Origin of the sequence: Flavobacterium frigoris, assembly GCF_900111075.1 — a bacterium.
In the GTDB taxonomy this organism is placed as follows: domain Bacteria; phylum Bacteroidota; class Bacteroidia; order Flavobacteriales; family Flavobacteriaceae; genus Flavobacterium; species Flavobacterium frigoris.
In genome coordinates this window covers 1-25,878 of sequence record NZ_FOFZ01000012.1, presented here as the reverse complement: position 1 = coordinate 25,878, position 25,878 = coordinate 1, and the positions used below count along the sequence as shown (strand labels likewise).

Here is a 25,878-nt window from a genome sequence, read left to right as displayed (position 1 = left end):
ATAATTCATACTTCATAATTTACAACTTTGCCAAGGTTTCTAAAACATAGGTATGCATCACTTCTCTATAATCAAGATGGGTTACCATTCGCAATTTTCCGTGTCCCATAGAACTGATGGATATGTTTTTTTGTTTTAATTTTTCAATTAAAACGTGGTCGCTTAAATTTGGCACCAACGTAAATATTAAAATATTTGTTTCTACAGGCTCGACTTTAGCCACCCAATCCAATTTATTCAATACTACGGCTAATTCTTTGGCGCGTCTGTGATCTTCAGCAAGGCGGCTGATATTGTTGTCTAAAGCATATAATCCGGCTGCTGCCAAATAACCTACCTGACGCATTCCTCCTCCTAATATTTTTCGAATACGCAAGGCACGATGAATTGTCGCTTTATCACCTAATAAAACAGACCCTATTGGCGCACCCAGTCCTTTGGATAAACATACCGAAATCGTATCAAACAATTGACCAAAAGCTTTTGGGTCTTGTTTTTTAGCAATTAAGGCATTCCAAATTCGGGCTCCATCAAGATGGAATTTTAAATTATTGGCTACACATACTTCTTTTATTTTTTTCAATTCATCTAATTCATAACAAGCGCCGCCTCCTTTGTTAGTCGTATTTTCAACACAAACTAAACTCGTTAACGGATTGTGATAAAATTCAGGGTCATTGATTGCTCCTGCCACTTGTTCTGCAGTAATCATTCCGCGATCACCGTCTAGCAAAGAAAAAGAGACTCCGCTATTAAAAGAAGCACCTCCACCTTCATAAAGGTAAACATGTGCATATTTGTCGGCAATAATTTGCTCTCCTGGCTGTGTATGTAGTTTGATTGCCGTTTGATTGGCCATCGTTCCTGAAGGGAAAAACAGCCCTGCTTCCATGCCAAAAATTTGCGCAATGGTATCCTCTAGTTCAATCACTGTGGGATCTTGCTTGTAAACATCATCACCTACTTCAGCATTGAACATGTACTGCAACATTTCATGTGTAGGCTTAGTAATTGTATCGCTAATTAAATTTATTTCCATACATTGATTTTATATTTGTTTAAAAACACAAGTCTCGTCTTGCCAATTCTTAAAATTTGTTATTTTTGTCGCACAAAATTACATAATTTATGACAACTACCGAACAAATTAAAGGTATTGTAGAGCGCCTTGGTGCGTTGAGGAGGTATCTTTGACGTTGATGCCAAACTAATTGAAATTTCTAACGAAGAAGAAAAGACTTTTGCTCCCGATTTCTGGAATAACGCAAAAGAAGCCGAACTAATTGTAAGAAATCTTCGAAATAAGAAAAAATGGATTGAAGATTACGATAAAGCAGTCGAAATGGCTGACGAATTGCAATTAGCCTATGAATTCTACAGGGAGGGAGAACTAACAGCAGAAGAATTAGACGAACAATACAGTCTTATTGCAAATCATATTGAAGCCATCGAATTCAAAAACATGCTTTCGGATGAAGGAGATTCTTTAAGCGCTGTAGTACAGATAACTGCAGGTGCTGGAGGTACCGAAAGTTGTGATTGGGCCGAAATGCTCATGCGCATGTACATGATGTGGGGCGAAAAATATGGATATAAAATAAAAGAACTGAATTTTCAAAAAGGAGAAGCAGCCGGTATCAAAACGGTTACGCTCGAGTTTGAAGGGGATTATTCTTTTGGATACTTAAAAGGAGAGAATGGAGTACATCGCTTAGTGCGTATCTCCCCGTTTGACAGTAATGCTAAACGGCATACTTCCTTTGCATCCGTTTATGTATATCCGCTTGTAGATGACAGTATCGAAATTGATATTAATCCTGCCGATATTGAAATCACGACTTCCAGATCTAGTGGTGCCGGTGGACAAAACGTGAATAAGGTAGAAACTAAAGTACAGCTGTTTCACAAACCCACAGGAATTCAAATTCAGTGTTCAGAAACCCGTTCGCAACAAGACAACAGACAACGTGCTATGCAAATGCTCCGTTCTCAGTTGTACGAAATAGAACTAAAGAAACAATTGGCGCAGCGCGCTGACATTGAAGCTGGAAAAATGAAAATTGAATGGGGTTCTCAGATTCGCAATTATGTGATGCAACCCTACAAACTAGTAAAAGACGTGCGTACGGGTTATGAAACCAGCAACGTCGACGGTGTGATGAACGGTGAAATTGACGAATTCTTGAAAGCCTACCTGATGATGATGGGACAAAGAGACGAAGAAGAATAAAATTATCAAATCAATCAATTATAATCCTACAGAGAAATTTATCTTTTTCTGTAGGATTTTTTTGTTACTTTTGATTTTGAAAAATTAATCCGATTTATGAAAAACACACTAGTATTCTTTGTTTTACTGTTTTCAATAACTTTTTACTCTCAAAAAAAAGTATATTACACTGAACGTTTTAAAGAATTACGCTCAGCCGAAGGAGCAACTTATTTCAGTACTTATGAGGACACTAAAGAAGGAACTTCGAGAACCACTTATTTTATTGATGGAACAAAACGAAATCACGATCAATTTTCAAATTTCAAAAAACGCATTTTAAATGGTACTTCCGAAAGTTATTATAAATCTGGAAATAAAGAGCTAACTTCTTTTTTTGTAAAAGGAAAACAAGAAGGTGAACTAACCCGATATTATGAAAACGGCCAAATCAAGCGTACCGAAAATTATAAAAATGGCGAATTTATTGACGGAAAATGTTTTGATGAAACCGCAAGTGAAATTGCTTTTTTTCCCTATTTTATAAAACCCCAATTTCCAGGAGGAATAAATGAGTTTTATAAATATATTAGAAAAAACTTCAAGTCTCCTAATAATGATAAAGGAAGAATAAAAGTTGATTTTGTGGTTGAAATAGATGGTACTTTAAAAGATTTTAAAATAATCGAAGGACTTAATTATGACATGAATGTTGAAGCTTTAAGGGTTTTATTTAATAGCCCATTATGGATTCCTGGTAAAGTCGACGGTAAAGATGCCCGTGTTAAATATGGCATTCCAATTACTATTAATTAAAATTCCCACGCAAATAATTTTCATTGTTTAACTCCTTTAATTTTAGTTCTAAAATTAAAGAAGCTATTTTTACAACCATTCAATTAAAGAAACACCGACACCAACAGTCGTTTGCAGATTGTTATAATCGATCAAGGTTTCACCATAGCCGTGGGAAATTAGTAAATATCCTTTTAAATTATTTCTAACGGGATAAGACCATGAAAAGGCAGCATTTCCTCTAGCTTTTGCATTAAAGTTTAGATTATGACTGCCAATAAAAGAAAGAATATTTCCGTTTTTGGTATAAATTACATTCACGTCTCCCCTACCTACATATTCTGAAATATCAGGATTATCATCAATTGCAGCTGGCATTCGAAACCAAGGTCTCACATAGACAGTCCAATTGTTACGTTCAAACCCTGCATGTAGTATAATTCTATTCCAGCTTCGAGAAAAAGGATCACTTTTTCCATTTGATTCATGATTAAATGCGACTCCCACCATTCTTGTTTTAAAACCAAATAAATTAAACTTCACTGGGAAATTTAAAATAAGTTCGGGTTCATAGTTTACTTCTCTAAAGGGGCGCGAAAGCGTATTATTATAGATTTGCCAATGTGACTTTTGAGTATAGGCGACCCATAAGTCTCCATACCCCCAGAAAATACTTTGTAGCACTTTAGTCTTAAAACTCAATTGAAATTTAGTCTCAATACTATTATATTCAACACCTGCAGGTGCTATATAATCTGGATCTATATTTCCTGATTCAGGCCGTTCATTCGGGTTATTCGTCCAGCGCACGGGTAATACAAACATAGGCTTATAAGGGGTAATCAAAAAGGTTCCTCTCACTGAAGTAGTATCCAGCTCCCATCTCTCAGTTAAATTTCGAAGTTGCGTTTTACTGTTAAATAAAGCCTGAACCTGAGCATTTACAATAACACCAGAAAAAATAAGCAGAAAAAAAGAGCATTTAATTTGAAAATATTTCATATTCTAGAATCAAAATTTAACCCGCAAAAATAATAGTTTAACATCTGATAAAGTTATACTTTTATTATAAAAAGTTATATAAAAACTACTTTTAATCGTGTTAAAGTATCGGTAAACATTTGGAACTTTAAGACTAAATCACTTTATTTGAGAATTGTACCATAACCCAATCTATTAGTAACATTATGAAATCCTACACCATCCAAGAAATAAACGAAGTCCTTAAAGGAGTCATATCTGGCAGTACCTCACAAATAATTACAGCACCTGAGCAACTAGAGGTTGCGACTGATTCTGAAATTTCATTTATTGGAAACAAAAAATACGAAAAACTTTGGTCATCATCAAAAGCTTGTGTTGCTATTGTAAATGAGGATATTTCGATAGAGCCAGGAGAAAATAGAGCCTTCATTAAAGTAAAAAATGCTGATTTAGCAATGTCTCAAGTTTTGGAACTTTTTGCTCATCCAATGCCCGTGTTTCATGTTGACATTCACCCAACGGCAGTAGTTGACAAATCAGCGACCATCGGAATTGGGACAAAAATAGGCGCCGGATGTTATGTTGGGCCCAATGTGAAAATTGGAGAAAATGCAATCCTTTATCCTAATGTCACCATTCTGGATGAATGCACTATAGGCAAGAATACGGTATTGTGGTCAGGAACTGTGGTAAGAGAGCGTTGTCACATAGGTACTGATTGTATTATACATCCTAATGCCACTATTGGAGCAGATGGATTTGGATTTCGCCCTTGTCCTCAAAGAGGCTTGGTAAAAATTCCTCAGATAGGAAATGTAATAATAGGAAATAGCGTTGAAATTGGCGCCAACTCTTGTGTAGATCGAGGGAAATTTAGTTCTACGGTTTTAGGAGATGGTTGTAAAATTGACAATTTAGTTCAAATTGGTCACAACAGTAAACTGGGACGTTTTTGTATTATGGCAGGACATAGCGGATTAGCGGGTTCTGTAACTTTAGGCGATGGAGTAATTATTGGCGGAAGCGCCTCCATAAAAGACCATGCAACATTAGGAAGTGGCGCAATCGTAGGAGCCGGATCTGGTGTTACCTGTGATGTCCCTGCCGGTAAAACAGTGCTAGGTTATCCTGCAGTTGAAGCGCGTGATGCCTTAAAACAATGGGCTATTCTAAAACGATTAGTCAATGATTCAAAAAAATAAATAAGTAAATTTTATCATATTCGTAAAAAAACAGGAGTTCGCTCCTGTTTTTTTGGTTTTAAATCGAAATTATTCGCAAAGGAACCAAAATAATAAATTTTATTTCGTTCGATTTTGTATTTTAGCACAAACTATTTATAACACTATTACAACATGGATTTAAACTTCAATAAAAACGAAGATCACAATAAACTTTTATTGTCTCAATTAAGACAAAATTTTTCCAAAGTAAAATTAGGAGGAGGCGAAAAAAGAATTCAAAAACTACATGCTGAAGGAAAAATGACAGCGCGGGAACGCATTGATTATTTACTTGATCCTAAAGCCAAGTGCATTGAAATTGGAGCTTTTGTTGGTGAAGGAATGTATAAAGAACACGGGGGCTGTCCATCTGGAGGTGTTGTTGTTAAAATAGGATATATCGGCGGAAAACAATGTGTTGTTGTGGCCAATGATGCGACAGTAAAAGCGGGTGCTTGGTTCCCTATTACAGCCAAGAAAAATCTTCGTGCACAAGAAATCGCAATGGAAAACCGCTTGCCTATCATTTATTTAGTGGATAGCGCTGGTGTTTATTTACCGCTGCAGGACGAAATTTTTCCAGATAAAGAACATTTTGGACGTATTTTTAGAAATAACGCCCAAATGAGTAGCATGGGAATTACTCAAATTTCGGCTATAATGGGAAGCTGCGTTGCCGGAGGTGCTTATTTACCTATAATGAGTGATGAAGCCATCATTGTTGAAGGAACAGGCAGTATCTTCCTTGCAGGTAGTTATCTAGTAAAAGCAGCCATTGGAGAAAGTATCGACAATGAAACTTTAGGAGGTGCCACGACCCACTGTGAAATTTCAGGAGTAACAGATTATAAAGCCAAAGACGACAAAGACGCCTTAGACAAAATAAAAAATATCGTTGATAAAATTGGTGATTACGACAAAGCTGGCTATAGCCGAGTGAAACCAGCAAAACCAGCCTTAGACGAAAAAGAACTTTATGGAGTTCTACCTAAAGCTAGAAACGAACAATACGACATGATGGAGATCATCAACCGTCTTGTGGACAATTCAGAATTTGAACCTTATAAAGACGGTTACGGTCAAACAATTATAACTGGTTATGCCAGAATTGACGGATGGGCAGTAGGAATTGTGGCTAACCAACGAAAAGTGGTGAAAACCAAAAAAGGCGAAATGCAGTTTGGTGGTGTTATCTACTCGGATAGTGCTGACAAAGCCACCCGTTTTATCGCTAATTGCAACCAGAAAAAAATCCCCTTAGTTTTTGTTCAAGATGTTACCGGTTTTATGGTGGGATCCAAATCGGAACAAGGTGGAATCATAAAGGACGGTGCCAAAATGGTTAATGCCGTAAGCAACTCTGTAGTGCCAAAATTCACCGTTATCGTTGGGAATTCCTACGGTGCTGGAAATTATGCCATGTGTGGAAAAGCATACGACCCAAGATTGATCTTCGCTTGGCCAAGTGCAGAACTTGCCGTTATGGGCGGAACACAAGCGGCAAAAGTATTGGCGCAAATCGAAGCATCTTCCTTGAAGAAAAGCGGAGAAATTGTCGATGAAGAGAAAGAGAAAGCTCTTTTTGACAAGATAAAAGCCAGATACGACGAGCAGGTTTCTCCTTATTATGCCGCTTCTAGATTGTGGACAGATGCGATTATCGACCCTCTAGACACGCGAACATGGATATCTATGGGTATCGAAGCAGCAAATCACTCCCCTATCGAGAAACAATTTAACTTGGGTGTAATTCAAGTTTAACTTACTATAATTTATTTTTAGGAGCAGAACTACTTCGGTTTCATAACTAGTTCCCTCCCGCTATTCGCTGTATTCCCCGATTTAAAAAAACAAAGCTTATTGCCTTAGTTTCTTTAAATCGGGGGATGCCGCTTCTATCGGGGCTAATCGAGTACGGACTATTTTCAGAACACATTCATTTAAAAAAACAATAGGAATCCTATCCTTATCGTGTAGCTTTTTTCTATATATTTGAAAAAGGAATAACAATGAAACAGAGTTTCGGGTATGCATCTATTTTAGATTAGCTATGCTAGGGTTTGTATCGTAGATAGATATGTTAGCCGTAATTTTAACCAAAAATCGTATATAATTGAAAAACAAAATTTTGAAGGGAATAAAATACTTATTTATCACTTTCCTTCTATGTTTGCTCTATGGCTTCTCTGTAAAAAGATATGACAATTATTTAGGTAAGGAATATGTTCAATACTGGGACGATAATAAAAGTTTGTTTGAGTCAGTTAAGCAAAATAAAACTTTAACCTTTAGAAATTTAGATGAGTATGTAAAGACAAATGATTTGTTCCTTTATGGCGAATTTCACGGAATAAAAGAAACAATAAAAATTGATTTTGAACTCATCAAGTATTTAAATAAGAATGCTGGAATGAAAATTCATTTGGCAGAGATTGATTTTAGCCAAGCCTATTTTTTAAATGAATATCTATTAACTGGAGACGAAAAACGTATTGATTACGTTTTAAACAGTTGGATAATCAATCATGGACACAATAATCTCGATTACAAAAACAAATGGATCCAAATTCGTAAGCTAAATAGTATAAATTCTGAAGATTCGCAAATTAGAGTTTATGGAATTGATAAGGTTCAAAATATAAATGTTACCCAGAATCACTTAAAAATACTATTGTCCAAACTAAATCTTTCATCTGATATACCACAAGACGAGAATTTATTTTTAGAATGGACAGAATATGAATTGCCAAAAGTGATTGCTTCAATAAATCTAAATACCACAACCATAGATTATGTAAGGGATATTGAGCATATAAGGAAAAACCTAGTCGATTATTACAAAACAACGACAAGAGAAGATGTAATGTTTTTAAATTTCATTGATTTATATAAAAGATATAATTTTCAAGGACAAAAAATTTATGGTTCTTTTGGTGAAGCACACGTTTTACAAAAAGAAATGAATAAAAAGAAGAATTTCGGGACACTTGTGACAAATCAAAATTCACCAGTCAAATCCAAAACATATACTATTATATCTAGGTATTTAGATAGTTATATGGATGCTCCATCAAAATATTTACCTTTCTTTTTGAAAAGTAACGAGGAACACACAAAAACAACCGTTTCTTGCGACAATACTTTTTTGCTTTATCACTTCGGAATTTCCGATTTAAAAAAGATAACAAATGAAAATACTAATACCTTTTTTGATATTAATAAAATAAAATCTCCCTATCAAAATTCATTAAGATTGATGGAAAGCACAGGACTATTAAGTCTATTTTCGGGAATGAAAATTACAGATAAAAACACTTCAGCAACTGACTATGCTCAAGCAGTAATTTTAATACGAAATTCTAATTGGGCTGAACCTTTAAAATAAAAAACTCCTTTTGGGCGATACATACTAAAACCTGAGAAGAAAATTAAAGTTTGATAAAAATAGCATCTATAAATTCTTAACATTAGTGCAAGCGTCCCGCTTTTGCCCACAAACATAATATAAGCAAAAAAACCTCCAATAAAAATATCATCTTACTAATGACCTACCACTTTAGAAAAGCCACAACATCCGAAATTCCACATATTTGGATCATTTTACAACAAGCGATCGCACGTAGAAAGGCAGATGGTAGCGACCAATGGCAAGACGGTTATCCAAATCCGGACGTAATACAAAATGACATAGACAAAAATGCAGGATTTGTTTTGACAGAAGATGATACTATTATCGGCTATACTGCAGTATTGATCAACGACGAACCCGCCTATGAAAATATAAAAGGAAACTGGCTTACACACGGTGATTTTGTTGTCTTTCATCGCGTAGCAATTTCAGAGAATCATTTAGGGAAAGGCTTAGCCAAAAAACTAATGAACTTCATAGAAGAATTTGCGATAAACAACAATATCTACAGCGTCAAAGCAGATACAAATTTTGATAACTTTGCCATGATGGCTATTTTTGAAAAATCGGGTTACAGCTATTGTGGAGAAGTGCATTTTAGAGGAAGCGCCAGAAAAGCATACGAAAAAGTAATCGTTAAAAACTAAATAGCTCCTCGTTTACATCCTAGAACAATAAAAAGTTAAAACCCTTTTTCAAAAACCATGAAAAAAATATTTCTATACGTTTTTATTCTCCTATACTTTACCCAGTGTAGTTCTGTAAAAAAACACAATGCACATTTAAAGGCTCTAATACCCATAGATGAGTTAAAAGCGGATGTGGATTTTACGTATAAAAAACTACAAAAATTACACCCACAACTGTATTGGTACATTAGTAAAGAAGAGTTAGATTATAAATTCGACAGTCTGAAATCAACTATTAGAGAACCCATTACTCCGCTGGAATTTTATAAAAAATTAAGCCCAATAGTAGCTGCAGTTAGACAAGGCCATAGCTACCTCTATCCTGCTTCAATGCAAATGACGAAAAAGGAAACGAAAGCACTTATTAAAAAAGGAACAGGCCCATTTTCACAATTTGACTTTGATTTTTTTGACAATAAATTGTATGTCGTAAACAATAAGTCCTACGACAAAAGCATAAAAGCAGGATCTGAAGTGATCGCTGTGAATGGCATAAAACCACTAGCTTTAATTGAGGAGTACAACAACTACTATAGTTCAGATGGTTACAATACCACATTAAAAACCCGTACTTCCGGCAAACGTTTTTCTTCTTATTTTACTGTCGAAAATGGTATAAAGGACAGCTTAACCTATACTTTAAAATTCAACGACAGCATCCAATTAATTACTATCACGCGTTACAAAGACGATTCGATTAAGAAAAAAGAACTAAAAACCCAAAAAGGGATTACTGCGCTTGATAGAGCAAAATCGCGAACATTCAGAAGGAAGAAAAGAGTAAATGGCTACAATGCTGATTCGAAAAACTACAACAGAAACCTAGATTTCATGGAAAAAGACAGCAGTATTGCCATCATGAAGATTAGAAGTTTTAACAAAGGGGATTTTAGGCCTTTTTATAAAGAAAGCTTTCGCAAAATTGAGAACTATAAATCCAATACTCTAATTCTTGATTTAAGAGATAATGGCGGCGGAAGATTAAATGAAATTGTTGATTTATACTCTTACCTAGTCGACTCTACTTTTGTATTTTTGGAAAAGTCTGAAGTAGTCTCAAAATCAAGTTTAATGGAAGGTGCCTATTTTAACGGAGGTTCTTTTGGCCTAAAAATCCTAAAAACGATATACGCACCGCTGCTATACTCCTATTTACTATTGACAGTGCATAAAGACGACACAGGTAAAAGCTGGTATGCGACCCACACAAGACCGCATAAAGTGCATACGAATCCTTTTAAAGGAAAAATTTATGTGCTGATAAACGGAGGGAGCTTCTCGGCATCCAGTCTTATTTCTTCCAACTTGAAAAGCTCTAAAAGGGTGACTTTTGTGGGAGAAGAAACCGGCGGAGCCTTTAACGGAACTGTAGCGGGATTTATGCCTGTCATAAAATTACCGAATTCTAAATTAAATATCAGAATCGGATTAATGGTAATGACTCCACATCATAAAACCGAAATAAAAGGACATGGCATTTTTCCTGACAAGGAAATCAGTACTTCCCTTGAAGACCGACTGAAAGAAAACGATCCACAACTCAACTGGATTTTAAATGACCTAAAAACCAATAAAAAAAATTAGAAGTCGGTGCTAACTAAGACCGTGCTATTATTAGGCCAAATCACTTCTTTTCTGGTTGAATGTCTAATAAATAGCTTCCTCAAACACTATCACAAAAATTTCTGTTTATTTTTAAATTAAACACTTGTTTATCAACAACTATTATATAATTTTTTTATCTTTATGTACCTTACTCTACCATCTAAAGCAAAAATTTTATCTATTGCTTTAAGTTATTCTGTCTTTTATTTTATGCAATACTAAAATCATAACTGATTAATATATTGATCCTAAAATATAAATAAGATGAAAAAGTCAAAGGGCATATCTATAATTACAATGCTATTATTTACACATTTAATTACGGCACAGCAGTTAGAGAAACAAGCAACAATTCCTGATTATTCTAAAACACTACTATTAGAGGGTGGCTTAAATCTGTCAGTACCTGTTCATATTCAAATGTATCGGACACATAGAGTTGGAATTGGTGTTAACGTACGAGTTTCAAAGAAAATTTCTCCAAAAACAGAACTGGGTATTAGGGGGGAATACGACTACCGGTTTGTAAGGGATATTGGCCCTGATACTACTGGTACAGCAAGAGGAAGAGCTTTGCACAAAAACTTCAGTTTATTTACTCTTAAACCAAATGTGCAATTTAAACTTAGAAAAAATTGGTTCTTAGGCATTGAAACCGGCGTGGGATTTGCCATTTCAGATGAAAATAATAGCATTGGTCTTGGTTTTATAGATGAATATAATGGGGAAGCGCAGTTTGGCTCTTGCTCCGGCATATATCTTGGAAAATATTTTATTGCTAGGGCAAACCAGAGAAAATTAGGAATATCACTAAATCTGACTAACTTCGTAGCGAAAGGCCATGCCGAAAACACACTCGGTTTAAAATTTAATTACTGTTTTATGAAATAAATTAAATGAATAAAATAAGTGATACCTTTCTGTTTTTTATAAAAGTATCATAGCTAGTTTCCTCGATGATTTTTCAATCAAAAAGAAATTTAAATACTTTCTAACATTTCTTTTCTTTTTATTTTTCCGTTTTCTGTCTCAATGAATTTATCAATATAAAAAACTTCTTTTGGCTTTTCATACTTGTCTAATAAACTATAAATGTGCTCAGCTAAAGCTTGCTTCTCCCCTTCGATAACCAAAACTAATTTTTCTCCTAAAACAGCATCTGCTATTCCGCCTACAAAAAATCTGGAATGAATTCCATGTGCTAATTTTTCTTCGATTTGCTCTGGAATCAATTTAATTCCTCCGCTATTGACTACATTATCGATTCTACCCAAAAAAACAAATTGGTGATCATTTATTAATTCCACTAAATCATTAGTGACAATAAGTTCAGTAGAAATTTTTGGCGCGTCAATCACTAGGCAATTTTTATCATTTTGCGAAATTTGAATATTCGGCAAAATAGAAAATGCCTTCTCCCCTATTTTCTTAGCAGCAATATGTGTAATTGTCTCAGTCATACCATACGTCTCATACACTTCTGTTTTTCCTTTTAAAAGTCTTTTTTCAAGTGACTTACTCATTTTTGCACCACCTACAATCAGTTTTTTAACATCTTTCAACCCTTCCACTGAATTTTCAGCTTGCAAAGGAACCATGGCTACAAAATCATATTTGGTTTCATTCTTTGTTAATGGATGTGAACTTGGCGCGACAAAATCGATATCTAATCCCAGAATAAAACTGCGAACCAGCATCATTTTTCCGGCAATATATTTGGTGGGTAAACAATATAATGCTTTGTCTCCAGGTCTTAACTCAAAAAAATCGCCCGTAGCCAGGGCAGAGTTCACCATCGTTTGTTTGTTTGTTCTAATAATTTTAGGAACACCTGTAGTTCCAGAAGTCTGTAAATCGATATAGGATTTATCATCAAACCAGTCTAATAAAAAATCACCTATCGACTTCTCAAATTCATCCCCTTCTTTTATCAAACAGTAGGATACTCTGCATAAATCTTCTTTATTAAGGTGAAAACCATTCAATTTAAATTGATTGTGTACGTTTTTATAAGTTACTTGTTTCATTACTAAGCTGTTATTTTATTATATTTTTATTTTCTTGCATTTTTATTTTTCCCGTCAATTTTTCTTTCCAATCCGTCCAATTGTATTTGCTACTAAAGATATATAAAAGTATTGGGTAAATTACAATTACCGGCAAGATTACGTCTAGTCCAGCTTGCGGTTCTGAGATATCTTTAAATATAGAGTGTGTTTGAAAAGCAGACCAATCTGAAGTTACTAATAAGGCGCTAACCAAATTATTCGCAGCATGAAAACCTAAGGCTAATTCCATTCCATCATCCATCAAGGTCAATACTCCCAGAAACAATCCCGTTCCTATGTAATATACAAAAATGATATTCCCCATTTTTGAAACTTCTGGGTTAGAAAGATGCATGGCGCCAAAAATAACTGATGTCATCACTAACGGAAACCATTTATTCTTGGCCAGATTTGCAAACCCCTGCATCAAATAACCTCTAAAAACGTATTCTTCGGTACTAGTCTGAATTGGAATTAAAACCATACCGATAACGACTAAGATCGCAAAGGGTACGGGTTTAAAATTTAGTGAAAAATCATCTGGATTCATTTGATAAAAAATCAAAGTAGAAACAATCGTAAAAACCGACCATAACGAAAAAGAGAAAAACACCCTGTTCCAGTCTATTTTTTGCCTCGCCGTAGTCACGGAAAGCATCGTTTGATTGTGCAAATAACGCACTACAAAATAGATACCCCCCATGGTAAAAACAAACGAAATCAGAATGAGAAACAAAGTCAAATTTGGATCAAAAAAGTGCATCAACTTTTCAGTACTCGAAGGATAAGGGACTCCTTTTGCAACCGTTTCATAAATTATCCCCAATAGCAAAGGAACCTGGCCAACAAATGAGGTCGTAATTATTATTGCTGAACCAATTAAATATTTCCAAAATTTGTTTTCTGAATGTACTCCTTGTTCTATAAACATTTATTATTTATTTAATTATGTATACCAAATTAGACTATCAAAGTCTATTTTTGTTCCTTCGAAAAATACTTTATTTATTTTAATTTTCATTACTAAAGAAAAAACAATAAAATGATACAAATATACCATAATCCCCGTTGCGGAAAATCAAGAAACTGCGTTGCTTTCATAGAAGAGGCTGGAAAAGAATATGAAATCATAGAATATTTAAAAAATCCTCCTACAAAAGACGAACTGTTAGCATTACTAAAAAAGCTAAACATTAAACCTTTAGAGTTAATACGCCAAAAAGAAAAAATTTGGGCAGATAATTTTAAAAATCTAAAAATGACCGATGAAGAAATCATAAAAGCTATGGTCGAAAACCCCATTCTTATCGAACGCCCTATTGTAATCAAAAGAGATAAAGCAATAATTGGCAGAGAGTTAGATAAAATTACGGATTTCCTTTAGTCACCAGCAGTTTGTTTTAACAGTTTTTTGTGATTTGTACATTAAACCATATCTAAAATTTGTAGTCAAATTTGCATAACTTAAAATAGCAATAATGCAGCACTCTTTAAAACACTTTTTAACGCTCACTTTATTTTTTTCCTTTTTTATGAGTTTTTCTCAGCAAGGAGGTCCAATGGGAGAAAAAATTAAGATAACAGGAACTGTTATTGAAAAAATAAGCAAACAACCGCTAGAATACGCAACAGTAACCTTTACCAGTTCTAAAAATGTTAAAGTTGTAGCTGGAGGAATAACAAATCCAAAAGGAGAGTTCAATATAGATGTGAATCCAGGAATTTACACCGTTAAAATTGAGTTTATTTCTTTCAAATCAATAGAATTAAAAGATAAAGCGCTTAAAGCAAATACTGATTTAGGAACCATCTCATTAAGTGAAGATGCGGCACAACTAAATGAAGTAGTTATTCGTGCAGAGAAATCTACTGTCGAGATTAAACTCGATAAAAAAGTATACAATGTAGGTCAGGACATGTTAGTTAAAGGCGGAACAGTAAGTGATGTTTTAGAAAACGTTCCTTCTGTTTCTGTTGATGTTGAAGGAAACGTAAGTTTAAGAGGAAGTGATAATGTTCGTATTTTTATCGATGGTCGCCCTTCAAATGCCTTAAACATGGCAGAAGCTTTGCGCCAAATTCCTGCCGATGCTATTGACAAGGTAGAAGTAATAACTAATCCATCTGCTCGTTATGATGCTGAAGGTGGCGCCGGAATTTTAAATATCATCCTTAAAAAAGGAAAAAACCAAGGGTTTAATGGTTCGTTCATCGCTTCAACAGGAATTCCTGAAACCTATGGTTTAAGCGCAAACTTAAATTACAAAACTGAAAATCTGAATTACTTTACTTCAACTGGTTATAGTTACAGAACCAATGAAGGTGGAGGATTAACTAATGCTCAATATTTCAATTCTGACGGTTCTACCAATAAATACATCGATGAAACTAGAAATACGAAAAGAACTAGAGACGGAATTAACACAAAATCTGGAGTAGAATGGACAATAAACCCAACTACTTTTTGGACCAACGCGATTAGTTACAGAGAAAATGGCGGAAAGAATGAAGATCTAGTAAATTACAATGCTTTTGACAGCAATAGAGATTTCGCTTCAATTAGCTACCGTTTAAATAACGGAAATAACAATGGCGAAGACTTTGAATACTCCTCTAACTTAATTAAGAACTTCAATGACAAAGGACATAAACTAACGGTTGATGGGTCGTTTTCTAAAAGTAATGATAAAGATGATTCAACGATCAATGGAGTAAATGTCACTTTTCCTGAAAAGTCAACTTTTGGTACTACAAACAATCATGAAGTTCAAAAACAATATCAATTTCAAGCAGATTATGTTTTACCTGTTGGGGAAGGAAGTCAGTTTGAAGCAGGTTATAAAGGAAACTTCAATAATCTAAATAAAGCATATGATATTTTCTCTGATGATAATGGAAATAATGTTGATAATTTCTTATCAAATACATTAGAATACAAAGAAAAAATCAACGCTCTTTATACGCAGTATGGTTTCAAAGTAAATAAATTTTCTTATTTATTTGGTTTACGTTGGGAAGACACAAACATCGATGTGAACTTATTAGGTTCAGCAGAGTACAATAATAAGAAATACAATAAGTTTTTCCCAAGTGCTTTTGTAAATTATGAAATTTCAGACCAAAGCAGCCTCTCTTTAAGTTACAGTAAACGTTTATCTAGACCAAGGGGTCGCTTTTTAGACCCTACCCCTAACGTATCAAGTAATATTAATATCTTTAGAGGTAATCCTGATTTAGATCCTTCTTTGACAGATAAATTTGATATTGGATACATCAAACGCTGGGATAAAGTAACGTTTAACACCTCTATGTATTTTGAAAATACAACTGATGTATTCTCATTTGTACGTTATGAAAGTGGTGAATTTGTAGATGGTACACCAGTAATTTTGAGTACGCCTATCAACATTGGAAAAGAACAAAAATTTGGATTTGAATTTACTTTAAATTATTCTCCAATAAAAAAATGGAAAATAAACAGTAGTTTCAACTTGTATAACACGAATACAACGGGTGATTTTATGTACACTAATTCACAAAACGAAGTAATTATTCAAAATCTAGATAACGAAGCTTTTTCATGGTTTTCCCGCGTAAACTCTCGTTTAACACTACCTGGAAAAGTTGAATGGCAAGCTAGCGCAATGTACTTTGGACCTAGCAACACTGCACAAGGTAGAAGTTTAGGTCAATATATGATCAACACGGCATTTAGCAAAGATATCCTGAAAGACAAAGCAACAATCGCTTTTAACGTAAGTGATATATTCAATTCGAGAAAAATGAGATCCGAAACTAATTTACCAAGTGTAAGTTCGTACAGTGAATTTCAATGGAGAAAAAGACAGTTCAATTTGTCATTCACCTACCGAATCAACAAAAAGAAAACGGATAGAGATAAAAATGCGCCAAAAAATAATGAGGAAGAAGGTGGTGGATTTCCTGGATAACAAATGATTTAATAGGGTTAATTAATTCAATAAGTACGGGTTCGTTTTAATATGGACCCGTATTTTTTTTCAAAAAAAGGCATAAAAAAAAGGACTCGTACAAACGGGTCCTTTTTTATGTGTCAATCAAACTAAACTGATTGTTCTTTCTTTGCTTTTCTTTTTTCTTTATATGCTTCCCAAGTTGCTCCACCTACCCAATAGGATACGAAACTAACTAAAAAAAACATTAACCAAAATCCCATTGTTAGGATGGTTAAAAAAAGTAAAAAACCTAAGTACTGTGAAAATTCAAACATGTTTTCCGGAATTTTTGAATGTAAGTACAAATGTATGTTTATTATTTTTTCTTAGCAATAAAAATCCGATTCAATTTTCATAAAAAAGTATTTATCCGTATTTTTGACCTCAATTTAAGGAGATAATCCCGTCTCGTCCTAAAAACGAGATTACAATCTTATATGCCAAACAATGACATATAAGGATTTTCACTGCTATCAGGGCTAGAACATCAGGTACAGTTCAACAAATTAATAATTAAACTAACAACACATACAAATCAACAACAAAATGAAATTCAGAATAGAAAAAGACACCATGGGTGAAGTGCAGGTTCCAGCTGATAAATACTGGGGAGCGCAAACAGAACGTTCTAGAAACAACTTTAAAATAGGTCCATCGGCTTCTATGCCAAAAGAAATCATAGAAGGTTTTGCATATCTAAAAAAAGCAGCTGCTTATGCTAACTGCGACTTAGGTGTTTTGCCTATTGAAAAACGAGATGCTATTGCTACTGTTTGCGACGAAATTCTAGCTGGAAAATTAGACGATCAGTTTCCATTAGTAATCTGGCAAACGGGTTCTGGTACACAAAGCAACATGAACGTAAACGAAGTGGTCGCAAACCGCGCACAAGTTCATAAAGGATTTGAAATTGGCGAAGGCGAACAATTCATTAAAGCTAATGATGACGTCAACAAATCACAATCTTCAAACGATACTTTCCCAACAGGAATGCACATTGCCGCTTACAAAGCAGTTGTAGAAGTTACGATTCCAGGTGTTGAAAAATTAAGAGACACATTACACGCGAAAGCAACCGAATTCAAAAACGTTGTAAAAATAGGTCGTACACACCTTATGGATGCTACGCCACTTACCGTGGGTCAAGAACTTTCTGGTTATGTTGCACAATTGAACTATGGTTTAAAAGCGGTAAAAAATACCTTAGCTCACTTATCAGAAGTAGCGCTAGGAGGAACGGCAGTAGGTACAGGATTAAATACTCCGGCTGGTTATGATGTAACTGTGGCAAAATACATTGCTGAATTTACAGGCCATCCTTTTGTAACTGCCGAAAATAAATTTGAAGCACTTGCCGCTCATGATGCAATTGTAGAATCGCATGGCGCGTTAAAACAATTGGCTGTTTCATTAAATAAAATTGCAAATGACATCCGTATGTTGGCCTCAGGACCACGTTCAGGAATTGGTGAGTTAATCATTCCAGAAAATGAACCAGGTTCCTCTATCATGCCAGGAAAAGTAAATCCAACACAGTGCGAAGCTTTGACTATGGTTTGTGCTCAAGTAATAGGTAACGATGTGGCAATTACTGTTGGAGGAATGCAAGGACACTATGAATTGAATGTTTTCAAACCAGTAATGGCAGCAAACTTTTTACAATCGGCACGTTTAATCGGTGATGCTTGTATGTCTTTTGACGAACATTGTGCTCAAGGTATTGAACCAAACTACAAACGTATTAAAGAACTGGTTGACAACTCATTGATGTTGGTTACTGCTTTAAACACTAAAATTGGATATTACAAATCGGCAGAAATTGCTCAAACTGCTCACAAAAACGGAACAACGTTAAAAGAGGAAGCCGTTCGTTTAGGATATGTGACTCCAGAAGATTTTGATGCTTGGGTAAAACCAGAAGATATGGTTGGGAGCTTGAAATAGCCCCATTTACTTTAAAAAGATAAAGCCTTGCAATTCACATTGCAGGGCTTTATCTTTATATTATCTATCTTAAATAGAAATTAAATTCTTGCTTTCAAAGCAGTATATTCTGCTGTTAAATCCATTGATCTATACAATTTAAGTAGCAAATCTGAAACATTTTCATTCTTAGGTTCAATAGCATTTGCTTTTTCTAAATATGAAATAGCTTCTTTTACAACATCATCCATTTTTGTCTTTAATTTATCATAGGTCTGCATATCACTTTGAGATGTTCCTAAAACACTCATTTGATCACTTAACGCCTTCTTTTTATTAAGATTTAGATAAGCTAAATCCACATAAGGTTCTGTAAATTTAGGATTAAACACAATCATCTGTTTATAAAGATTTTCAGCTGCATTTAAGTCACCTTTTTCACTGCAAATAATGGCCATATTACGGAATATTTCGGTCTTTTTTGATGTAGCTCTAGCATTTCTTGGTCTTTCATACCCACCTGCTTTAACTCTAGCATCTCTATCCATAGCTGATAAAAAAAACTCTTCCACATTTGTTTTTTTATTAACAGCATAATATTCCATTCCTTTACCCGTGTAATTTAGAGTTTGTAATTCCTTATAATTCTTCAATGCCGAATCATAATCTTTTACCATCATAAAGTATGACGTTGAAAGATAAAGGTTTATCGTATCGTTTTTATCTATCTGATACAGACTATACATTTTCTTTGCTCCATCTGCATATTTATCTGCTTTGATATCTTTTGAAGCACTATTCTGTAAGTCGTCTTTGATTTGCTTAATAGCTTCTTTTGCTTTGACAATATATTTATATTTACCAGAAAGACTTTCCTCTCTAATTAATTCATTGTAAGCTCGCACAGCAGCTGTCAAGTTTGCTGCAGTTTCAATCTTTTTATCTGCAAAACTTCTAAAAACTTCCGCCTTTAAATTATAAAACTCAGATTTATCATCATAATCTGCATTGATAATTAAATATTCACTTTTCTCTAAAATAGCTAAAGCTCCATTTGAATTACCGTTTTTAAATTCACTTTGAGCTTCCTTAATTTGATTTTTTTGAGCTGATCCCGCAAATGAAATAAATAGGAATAGTAGTAATATAAAGTTCGTTCTCATCAGTTTGTTTGGGGTTTATGGTTAGTTTTTATTAGATAAATTAATAGCAATACCTCATTTTAACATTTAATTAAGTATTAGAGACGGCAAATTAGATTAATATTTTGATTTTTAAAAATTATTCAATATTAAATTTTAAATAAAAATCTAATTTTAGCTTTAAAATCATAAGGAATAAGATGAAAAAAAACAAAAAAATAGGCTTTTTATTAAAAAAATTGATACAATATCTCAAAAATGGTTGCAAATATTACAGTATCTCAAAAAATAACTAAATATAAAAATGTGAGTTTTTTTGACTTAAAACATGAACCAAAAATAACTTGACATAAAGAAGCTAAAAACACCACTCATATAAAAGAAACAGCTATAAAATTGATTTTACAGCTGTTTCTTTTTGTCTGTTGCTAACTAAAATTTGGTAATTCATTATTTACAGAATTAGTACATATTCTATTCTTGTTTTAGTAAGAGTTTACAAATTACTTTCCATCTACATATTCTTGCAAATACATAAATCTTGGGGTCAATTTTCCTTTTTCAGTCATTTTGGCTTTAGCCAAAACCCCGTCTTTATCATCGTTAAAAAATGCAGGAATTACATAATCCATAAACATTGTTCCAAAACCTTCACTGGCATCTTTTGGCAGTTCACATGGTAAATTATCTACAGCCATTACAACAATCGCAGCCGGATGAAACACATCTACTTCTTTATGTTCAGATGGTAAATAACCATAGAACGGATCAGCAATTGTGGATGATCTTAGCGTACAGGCAACAGGACCATCAATGTCGCAAGAAACATCACCAACTATTTTTATAGTGCAATCTCTTGATTGCAGCATTTCTCTATTAAGAATCTCAGGCGCATCATTTCCATGAAAATGTCCAGTAATAACAATATCAGAAACTTTTGTGAATCGCTCAAAATCACTAACGTATTCCTTTGGATTTTGATAGAAATCCTTGCAATCTAAAACTTTTCCGTCAATCCTTTTATTATAATCCAATACATCAATCTGTGTATAGACAGGCTGCGCATACTTTTTAGTTAAGTAGTTTCCAATAGAAACTTCCTTGATTTTCATGGCATCCAGAATTTCCTTGATTCCACCACCCACTTTTCCTGTTCCAGTAATTACGAATTTTAACGGAGGCAAAACAAGTCTTTTCAAATTATTGATTAATTCCTCTTTTCCGGATAATGTTTCTGCTTTGGCTAATTTAAACAATCCAAACTTCAGCCCGAAGCCACGAATCGTATTATAGGCTCCAACAATCCCAGCATATCTTCCAAAACCAATTAACCTGCGATTATTTTCGTTGACTATCGTTTCATGATCATATAAATCAATGTTTTTTTCAAGAATAGCCCGCAGCAATTCTCGGTTGTACGGCTGCTTTTTTATCGTATGTGAAAAAAAGAAATAAGACTTATCAGCGATTAAAGATTCAATCGGAACTTCCTTAACACCAAATAGAACATCACAATCACTAATATCATCTGCAACTTCTATTCCTAATTCTTTATATTGTTCATCAGAAAAAATTCTAATATCAGAAGATTCTACTTTCACTGATGCATCTGGATAAAGTTCTTTTAATTGTACTACTGCCTCAGGTGAAAAAACAACTCTTCTATCTGGTGGACTCTTTCTTTCTTTTAAAATTCCGAATTTCATATTTTTGCGCCGATTTTATTTAGATTTAATATAACTTTCCGAGCCGTATTTGTTACAAATATAACAATTTAAAGTAAATTTACTTTTATTTTATAAAAAAAAATATTTCGTAAAACCATTAAAAGCTGAGACACAAAATAATAGAAAAAACAACTCAAAAACTTTAATAAAATACTGTTAAGGTTTGGATAAAAAAATTAACAAACGCGATTGATTCTATATATTTGCTATTCTAGTACCACAAAAAAATGATTTTTATAAAAAAGGCAAATATACTACAAATACTCCTGCTATTATTGGTTTTGAGTTCTTGTAAACAAAAGAAGATACTCGAAATAGATACTGACCTAAAGACACCGATTGCAACACCGATTGTAATACAACAAGGTCCAAAACTGACGCCCGCATATATCGAATCAAAAAAGAATTCCATAATTTATTTTTACAATAAAAACTGGCCAAATAAAAGTGCCAATGGAGGTTTTCTTGTGGCAAAAAACGGTCAGATTATCTATGAAAAATATGAAGGTTTGGCTAACTATAAAGAGAAGTCAGCAATGACAAGTACAACGCCCCTTCATATTGCATCAGTAAGTAAAGTAATCACAGCAACTGCCATATTGAAATTAGTAAGTGTGAAAAAATTATATTTAGAACAAAAGGTAACTACCATTTTAAAAGAGTTTCCTTATCCTGATGTTACCATAAGAACTTTACTAACTCATAGAAGCGGAATGCGTAATTATGCCTATTTCACAGAAAAAAAAGGAATTTGGGATAGGCATAAAATCTTAAGTAATCAAGACATACTGACGATTATGGCTACAAAGGATATTGATCTAGAATTTAGAACTAATTCTAGGTTTAGTTATTGCAATACAAATTATGCCATGTTGGCATTGATTATTGAAAAAGTGACTGGATTAGAATATAAAGATGCGATGAAGGAAATCGTTTTCAAACCATTAGGAATGACAAATACTTATGTCTTTGATTATGAGAAAGACAAGTTAACCGCAGTACCATCTTACAAAAGGAATTTCGCTAAGGTGAATTTAGATTATTTGGATGCAATCTATGGAGATAAGAATATCTATTCGACACCTCGAGATTTATTAAAATTTGATAATGGTAGAAATTCTGCTGCTTATTTAGATCAAAAACTATTACAGGAAGCCTATGTAGGCTACAGTAATGAGCACAGAGGTACAAAAAACTATGGCTTGGGAATACGAATGATTAATTGGCCAACAGGAAAAAACTTCTATTTTCATAATGGCTGGTGGCATGGTAACACTGCATCTTATGTTACATTACCGGAAGAAAAGGTGACAATTATTGCTTTATCGAATAAGTACGACAAGAGAATCTATAAAGTACGAAAATTAGCCGCTTTGTTTGGGGACTATCCGTTTCATCTAGAAGACAACGAAAAAGAGGAATGATATTTGATGATTAATAATGTGAATGCACATGGCAAATTTCAGTTAAATTGAATACATTTGCAAACTCAAATTATTTTATGAGTTAGAATAAAAAGGGGTCGACTGGTTTTGACAGCAAGTCGAATTGAAAAGTAAGCACGTGGAGAACTGGGACAATTCTCGTTAATAAAAGGTTCCAAAACACATACACGGCGAAGGAAACTACGCTCTTGCTGCATAATCTGAATTATAGTAAGATTAGCCTCGTCCTATTAGATAGGAAAGCAGGATTTACCTCGAAAGCTTTGGTTTATAGCGGTCGATAAAGGTGAATCGTAAATTTAAACCTAGATTTCCATAAGCTTCGGGTGGACTTCGAAATAAAGAAGATAAGTCTTGTGCGACTGTTTCTGGTCAAACACAAGGTCGAAAATTCAATCAGGAAATAAACGTGTAGAAAGCCTTTTAGTTGCTTGTTTGGACGGGAGTTCGATTCTCCCCGACTCCACAAAAAAACCTTGTAACTCTTTGATTTACAAGGTTTTTTTTTAATTACTATTAATTAAAATGTTATCTAAAGTTATACTATAAAGGTAGTTCCATGTAGAATATGAGTAAATAAATATTCCAAACTAATTGATTATATTTTTTAGTAAAAATCTAGTTTTAATCATTTAACTTTATCAACAACTTGTTACGCCAAACGAAACACCGCTGCGCAAATATCTCCGACTTTGCGCCCACCTCAATTTTCCTTTATACCATCTTAATAACTACTGTATTTTGTAAATGACCAAGACTTCAAAACGTCGACTATTGGATTATCCATTTTTTCAATAGTCACTAAACCACTATCATGTACATAATTGCTGGCACTCGAGTAAATATAATCGGAAGCTTTTTCGACAATGCCTGCACGTACAGGATTCATGTGAATATAATCTAACTTTGACCACATAAACTTAGATGTATAAATTTCTTCTGCATGATTACCATATTGCCACCCGAGCCTGAAAGTGCGAACTGACGAAGTAAAATTGGTAATTTTTGTTCCTAGAATGACTTTCGGTTGCCAACTTAAATCGTTCCAACATCCATTCACGTCTGCTCTGCTTCGCCAATTCGCACTTTCAGGCTCGGGTCAGGCTCAGTTTGTATTTTTTCTAAAATACTTTTTGCCGTAAATTTTTTAAAATCACGCAATAAATCTGACAACTCACCAGTACTAGATTGTAGTACCAAATGAATATGATTACTCATAATTACATAACCATATACAAGCATACCCTTATTTTTGACACAAAAATTAAGGCAATCAATAATGCTGTCCCGATATATCTTTCTAGAAAAAACATCAACCCAATCTACAACTGTTGCAGTTATAAAATGTGCCTTGCTTTGATCGCATATTACATAGCCTTCTTTGGTCATTTTTTTATTTTTTTATACTATAAACTAATTATTGATTAGCGTTGTGACTGATAACTGTGGGCGCAAAGTCGAAGACATTTGCGCAGCGAGCAGACTATTAATTAACTCTTTGCGGAGCGGGTACTTTTTACTTATACTTTAGTTATTTCCCTTTCCTTTCGTATCAGAGAATCATATTTGCCAAACTCGGGGTAATTTTCCCAATTAGAACTCACATCAATTTTGTTTTTTGCCTCGCTATCTATTTGCTCATTAGCAATCAAATCTCGTTCTATCATATGAAATGAGCCGTCAGGCTTGAAAATATGGTCTGTGATTTTTACCATTTTATCAGTACTGCCTTCAAATTCCCAAAAAGTAATCGAACTTAAAAATAATTTATCAGCTTTCACTTCCTTAAAATTATCTGTAAAATCATAAGACATATACTTACGAAGTAACTCATCTAAAAAACACACTCTGTAAAAGCCTTTATTCACTTCTAAAAAACAATATGGCTTTTCATTTTCAAAAACTATAGAATAATAAACTAACCCATTTTCATGTGCATGTTTCGCAGCTTCATTTAACAAATTTTCATCGATGACTTTTTTCTTTCCGTAACGTGTCTTATTAAAACCATCCATTTTTGCTAATACGCTTTCAATTGGTTGCTCTACTTTTCTAGAATCCCACCAATTTGTGAATTTTACCTTTTTCATTAATTATAAATTTTGCCTTGTATATCTCTAATATCGATTCCTTTCATGTTAGCCCTATCTAAAATAGATTGAGGTATGGGTTTTGTTTGCACAGGAATTTCTAAAATCATTTTACCGTCAATCCCCTTTCCAATATCATTTTTTAAAGTTGCATTTCCTCCACCAACTTTATTAGATGCTACATCGGCAATTTTGGTATTAGGAGGATATTTATCTGTTAATTCATCAATATATTTTATTCCTGTAGATTCTTGTATATCAAAAAACTGTGTGTATTTTCTTGATACAATTTCTTGACCCCCGCTAGCGCGAGCGTCCCGCTCGTGCCCACATTATAAATCAATTCACGTCTATCTCTAAAAGTGTTTGGTCATTATTTCCATAATTTCTAGCACTGCTGTATTTCCAACCTATTGTATCAGTTACAAAACCTGATTCAACAGGATTTTGATGAATATAGTTAAGTTTTTGCTCAAAAACCTTTAGCGACCAAATCTCTATTGGATGATTATCTTGTTGCCAAAATTGTCTATGCTTTACATTGCTATTCTTTTTACCTGCTCGTTCCATCATCAAAAGCATCCATTCTCTTCGGCTCTCTTGAACATTTTCTTC

Annotated in this window: 21 protein-coding genes, 1 other RNA gene and 1 pseudogene; 13 read left to right on the top strand and 10 right to left on the bottom strand. The window is 33.9% G+C overall.

Annotated elements, in window-relative coordinates; translation table 11 throughout:
- Positions 1-19: 19 nt before the first annotated feature.
- Complete coding sequence (locus BMW63_RS13935) at positions 20-1,039, bottom strand: threonine aldolase family protein (RefSeq protein WP_074724091.1); 1,020 nt, start codon at positions 1,037-1,039, stop codon at positions 20-22.
- 89 nt (positions 1,040-1,128) lie between these two features.
- Between BMW63_RS13935 and prfB the strand changes: the two genes are divergently transcribed.
- A protein-coding gene (gene prfB / locus BMW63_RS13930) for a peptide chain release factor 2 (RefSeq protein WP_139174252.1) occupies positions 1,129-2,230 on the top strand; the annotation gives its coding sequence in 2 pieces (ribosomal slippage) (positions 1,129-1,191 and positions 1,193-2,230; 1,101 coding nt in all).
- Between the two features lie 96 nt (positions 2,231-2,326).
- The gene (locus tag BMW63_RS13925; protein ID WP_074724090.1) at positions 2,327-3,025 is read left to right on the top strand and encodes an energy transducer TonB; all 699 of its coding nucleotides are present in this window, start codon (positions 2,327-2,329) and stop codon (positions 3,023-3,025) included.
- Positions 3,026-3,094: 69 nt separating this feature from the next.
- On the opposite strand, the gene BMW63_RS13920 is transcribed toward BMW63_RS13925, so the two are convergent.
- Positions 3,095-4,006: a phospholipase A gene (locus tag BMW63_RS13920; protein WP_074724089.1), complete on the bottom strand. Its 912-nt coding sequence runs from the start codon at positions 4,004-4,006 to the stop codon at positions 3,095-3,097.
- 185 nt (positions 4,007-4,191) lie between these two features.
- Between BMW63_RS13920 and lpxD the strand changes: the two genes are divergently transcribed.
- The 6 genes from lpxD (at position 4,192) to BMW63_RS13890 (ending at position 11,805) form a co-directional block, all read left to right on the top strand.
- Positions 4,192-5,190, top strand: a complete 999-nt coding sequence (gene lpxD, locus BMW63_RS13915) for a UDP-3-O-(3-hydroxymyristoyl)glucosamine N-acyltransferase (protein ID WP_074724088.1) — start codon at positions 4,192-4,194, stop codon at positions 5,188-5,190.
- 153 nt (positions 5,191-5,343) lie between these two features.
- Entirely contained in the window at positions 5,344-6,972 is a 1,629-nt protein-coding gene (locus tag BMW63_RS13910; protein ID WP_074724087.1) for an acyl-CoA carboxylase subunit beta, read from the top strand.
- A 352-nt stretch (positions 6,973-7,324) separates the two neighbouring features.
- A complete protein-coding gene (locus BMW63_RS13905) occupies positions 7,325-8,596 on the top strand; it encodes a TraB/GumN family protein (protein WP_074724086.1) in 1,272 nt (423 codons plus the stop codon).
- Positions 8,597-8,754: 158 nt separating this feature from the next.
- Complete coding sequence (locus BMW63_RS13900) at positions 8,755-9,267, top strand: GNAT family N-acetyltransferase (RefSeq protein WP_074724085.1); 513 nt, start codon at positions 8,755-8,757, stop codon at positions 9,265-9,267.
- A gap of 57 nt (positions 9,268-9,324) precedes the next feature.
- Positions 9,325-10,893, top strand: a complete 1,569-nt coding sequence (locus BMW63_RS13895) for a S41 family peptidase (protein WP_074724084.1) — start codon at positions 9,325-9,327, stop codon at positions 10,891-10,893.
- A 285-nt stretch (positions 10,894-11,178) separates the two neighbouring features.
- Positions 11,179-11,805 (top strand): hypothetical protein, encoded by a 627-nt coding sequence (locus BMW63_RS13890; protein ID WP_074724083.1) that lies wholly within the window; start codon positions 11,179-11,181, stop codon positions 11,803-11,805.
- A gap of 89 nt (positions 11,806-11,894) precedes the next feature.
- On the opposite strand, the gene BMW63_RS13885 is transcribed toward BMW63_RS13890, so the two are convergent.
- Together BMW63_RS13885 and BMW63_RS13880 are read right to left on the bottom strand one after the other, a co-directional pair.
- Positions 11,895-12,941, bottom strand: a complete 1,047-nt coding sequence (locus tag BMW63_RS13885) for an AMP-binding protein (RefSeq protein WP_074724082.1) — start codon at positions 12,939-12,941, stop codon at positions 11,895-11,897.
- A 10-nt stretch (positions 12,942-12,951) separates the two neighbouring features.
- Complete coding sequence (locus tag BMW63_RS13880) at positions 12,952-13,893, bottom strand: CPBP family intramembrane glutamic endopeptidase (protein WP_074724081.1); 942 nt, start codon at positions 13,891-13,893, stop codon at positions 12,952-12,954.
- A gap of 111 nt (positions 13,894-14,004) precedes the next feature.
- Here BMW63_RS13880 and arsC point away from each other — a divergent pair, with 111 nt between their 5' ends.
- The 3 genes from arsC (at position 14,005) to fumC (ending at position 18,880) form a co-directional block, all read left to right on the top strand.
- A complete protein-coding gene (gene arsC, locus BMW63_RS13875) occupies positions 14,005-14,346 on the top strand; it encodes an arsenate reductase (glutaredoxin) (RefSeq protein WP_074724080.1) in 342 nt (113 codons plus the stop codon).
- Positions 14,347-14,440: 94 nt separating this feature from the next.
- Entirely contained in the window at positions 14,441-16,912 is a 2,472-nt protein-coding gene (locus BMW63_RS13870) for a TonB-dependent receptor (RefSeq protein ID WP_074724079.1), read from the top strand.
- A 570-nt stretch (positions 16,913-17,482) separates the two neighbouring features.
- Entirely contained in the window at positions 17,483-18,880 is a 1,398-nt protein-coding gene (gene fumC / locus BMW63_RS13865) for a class II fumarate hydratase (RefSeq protein ID WP_074724078.1), read from the top strand.
- Positions 18,881-18,960: 80 nt separating this feature from the next.
- Here the strand turns inward: fumC and BMW63_RS13860 are convergent, their stop codons facing one another.
- Together BMW63_RS13860 and BMW63_RS13855 are read right to left on the bottom strand one after the other, a co-directional pair.
- Positions 18,961-20,022: a hypothetical protein gene (locus BMW63_RS13860; RefSeq protein WP_074724077.1), complete on the bottom strand. Its 1,062-nt coding sequence runs from the start codon at positions 20,020-20,022 to the stop codon at positions 18,961-18,963.
- A 482-nt stretch (positions 20,023-20,504) separates the two neighbouring features.
- Positions 20,505-21,707, bottom strand: a complete 1,203-nt coding sequence (locus BMW63_RS13855; RefSeq protein ID WP_074724076.1) for an NAD(P)-dependent oxidoreductase — start codon at positions 21,705-21,707, stop codon at positions 20,505-20,507.
- Positions 21,708-21,955: 248 nt separating this feature from the next.
- On the opposite strand from BMW63_RS13855, the gene BMW63_RS13850 reads away from it, so the two are divergent.
- The gene (locus BMW63_RS13850; protein ID WP_074724075.1) at positions 21,956-23,152 is read left to right on the top strand and encodes a serine hydrolase domain-containing protein; all 1,197 of its coding nucleotides are present in this window, start codon (positions 21,956-21,958) and stop codon (positions 23,150-23,152) included.
- Positions 23,153-23,246: 94 nt separating this feature from the next.
- Positions 23,247-23,642, top strand: a transfer-messenger RNA (tmRNA) gene (gene ssrA / locus BMW63_RS13845).
- A 255-nt stretch (positions 23,643-23,897) separates the two neighbouring features.
- Here ssrA and BMW63_RS18620 read toward each other — a convergent pair.
- The 4 genes and pseudogenes from BMW63_RS18620 to BMW63_RS13825 all read right to left on the bottom strand — a co-directional run.
- Positions 23,898-24,089: a hypothetical protein gene (locus BMW63_RS18620; RefSeq protein ID WP_317040292.1), complete on the bottom strand. Its 192-nt coding sequence runs from the start codon at positions 24,087-24,089 to the stop codon at positions 23,898-23,900.
- A gap of 140 nt (positions 24,090-24,229) precedes the next feature.
- Positions 24,230-24,562, bottom strand: coding sequence for a transposase (locus BMW63_RS18615; RefSeq protein ID WP_317040291.1), 333 nt, complete (start codon positions 24,560-24,562; stop codon positions 24,230-24,232).
- A 131-nt stretch (positions 24,563-24,693) separates the two neighbouring features.
- Entirely contained in the window at positions 24,694-25,263 is a 570-nt protein-coding gene (locus BMW63_RS13835; protein WP_074724074.1) for a hypothetical protein, read from the bottom strand.
- A gap of 339 nt (positions 25,264-25,602) precedes the next feature.
- Positions 25,603-25,878, bottom strand: a pseudogene (locus BMW63_RS13825) (transposase); the annotation flags it as partial.

Coding starts and splice junctions, on each gene's coding strand:
- BMW63_RS13885 (WP_074724082.1), bottom strand. CDS start 12,941: ATGAAACAAGTAACTTATAAAAACGTACACAATCAATTTAAATTGAAT.
- fumC (WP_074724078.1), top strand. CDS start 17,483: ATGAAATTCAGAATAGAAAAAGACACCATGGGTGAAGTGCAGGTTCCA.
- BMW63_RS18615 (WP_317040291.1), bottom strand. CDS start 24,562: ATGACCAAAGAAGGCTATGTAATATGCGATCAAAGCAAGGCACATTTT.
- BMW63_RS13910 (WP_074724087.1), top strand. CDS start 5,344: ATGGATTTAAACTTCAATAAAAACGAAGATCACAATAAACTTTTATTG.
- BMW63_RS13870 (WP_074724079.1), top strand. CDS start 14,441: ATGCAGCACTCTTTAAAACACTTTTTAACGCTCACTTTATTTTTTTCC.
- BMW63_RS13880 (WP_074724081.1), bottom strand. CDS start 13,893: ATGTTTATAGAACAAGGAGTACATTCAGAAAACAAATTTTGGAAATAT.
- BMW63_RS13890 (WP_074724083.1), top strand. CDS start 11,179: ATGAAAAAGTCAAAGGGCATATCTATAATTACAATGCTATTATTTACA.
- BMW63_RS13925 (WP_074724090.1), top strand. CDS start 2,327: ATGAAAAACACACTAGTATTCTTTGTTTTACTGTTTTCAATAACTTTT.
- BMW63_RS13860 (WP_074724077.1), bottom strand. CDS start 20,022: ATGAGAACGAACTTTATATTACTACTATTCCTATTTATTTCATTTGCG.
- BMW63_RS13900 (WP_074724085.1), top strand. CDS start 8,755: ATGACCTACCACTTTAGAAAAGCCACAACATCCGAAATTCCACATATT.
- BMW63_RS18620 (WP_317040292.1), bottom strand. CDS start 24,089: ATGTGGTCAAAGTTAGATTATATTCACATGAATCCTGTACGTGCAGGC.
- BMW63_RS13835 (WP_074724074.1), bottom strand. CDS start 25,263: ATGAAAAAGGTAAAATTCACAAATTGGTGGGATTCTAGAAAAGTAGAG.
- BMW63_RS13920 (WP_074724089.1), bottom strand. CDS start 4,006: ATGAAATATTTTCAAATTAAATGCTCTTTTTTTCTGCTTATTTTTTCT.
- BMW63_RS13850 (WP_074724075.1), top strand. CDS start 21,956: ATGATTTTTATAAAAAAGGCAAATATACTACAAATACTCCTGCTATTA.
- lpxD (WP_074724088.1), top strand. CDS start 4,192: ATGAAATCCTACACCATCCAAGAAATAAACGAAGTCCTTAAAGGAGTC.
- BMW63_RS13855 (WP_074724076.1), bottom strand. CDS start 21,707: ATGAAATTCGGAATTTTAAAAGAAAGAAAGAGTCCACCAGATAGAAGA.
- BMW63_RS13895 (WP_074724084.1), top strand. CDS start 9,325: ATGAAAAAAATATTTCTATACGTTTTTATTCTCCTATACTTTACCCAG.
- arsC (WP_074724080.1), top strand. CDS start 14,005: ATGATACAAATATACCATAATCCCCGTTGCGGAAAATCAAGAAACTGC.
- BMW63_RS13935 (WP_074724091.1), bottom strand. CDS start 1,039: ATGGAAATAAATTTAATTAGCGATACAATTACTAAGCCTACACATGAA.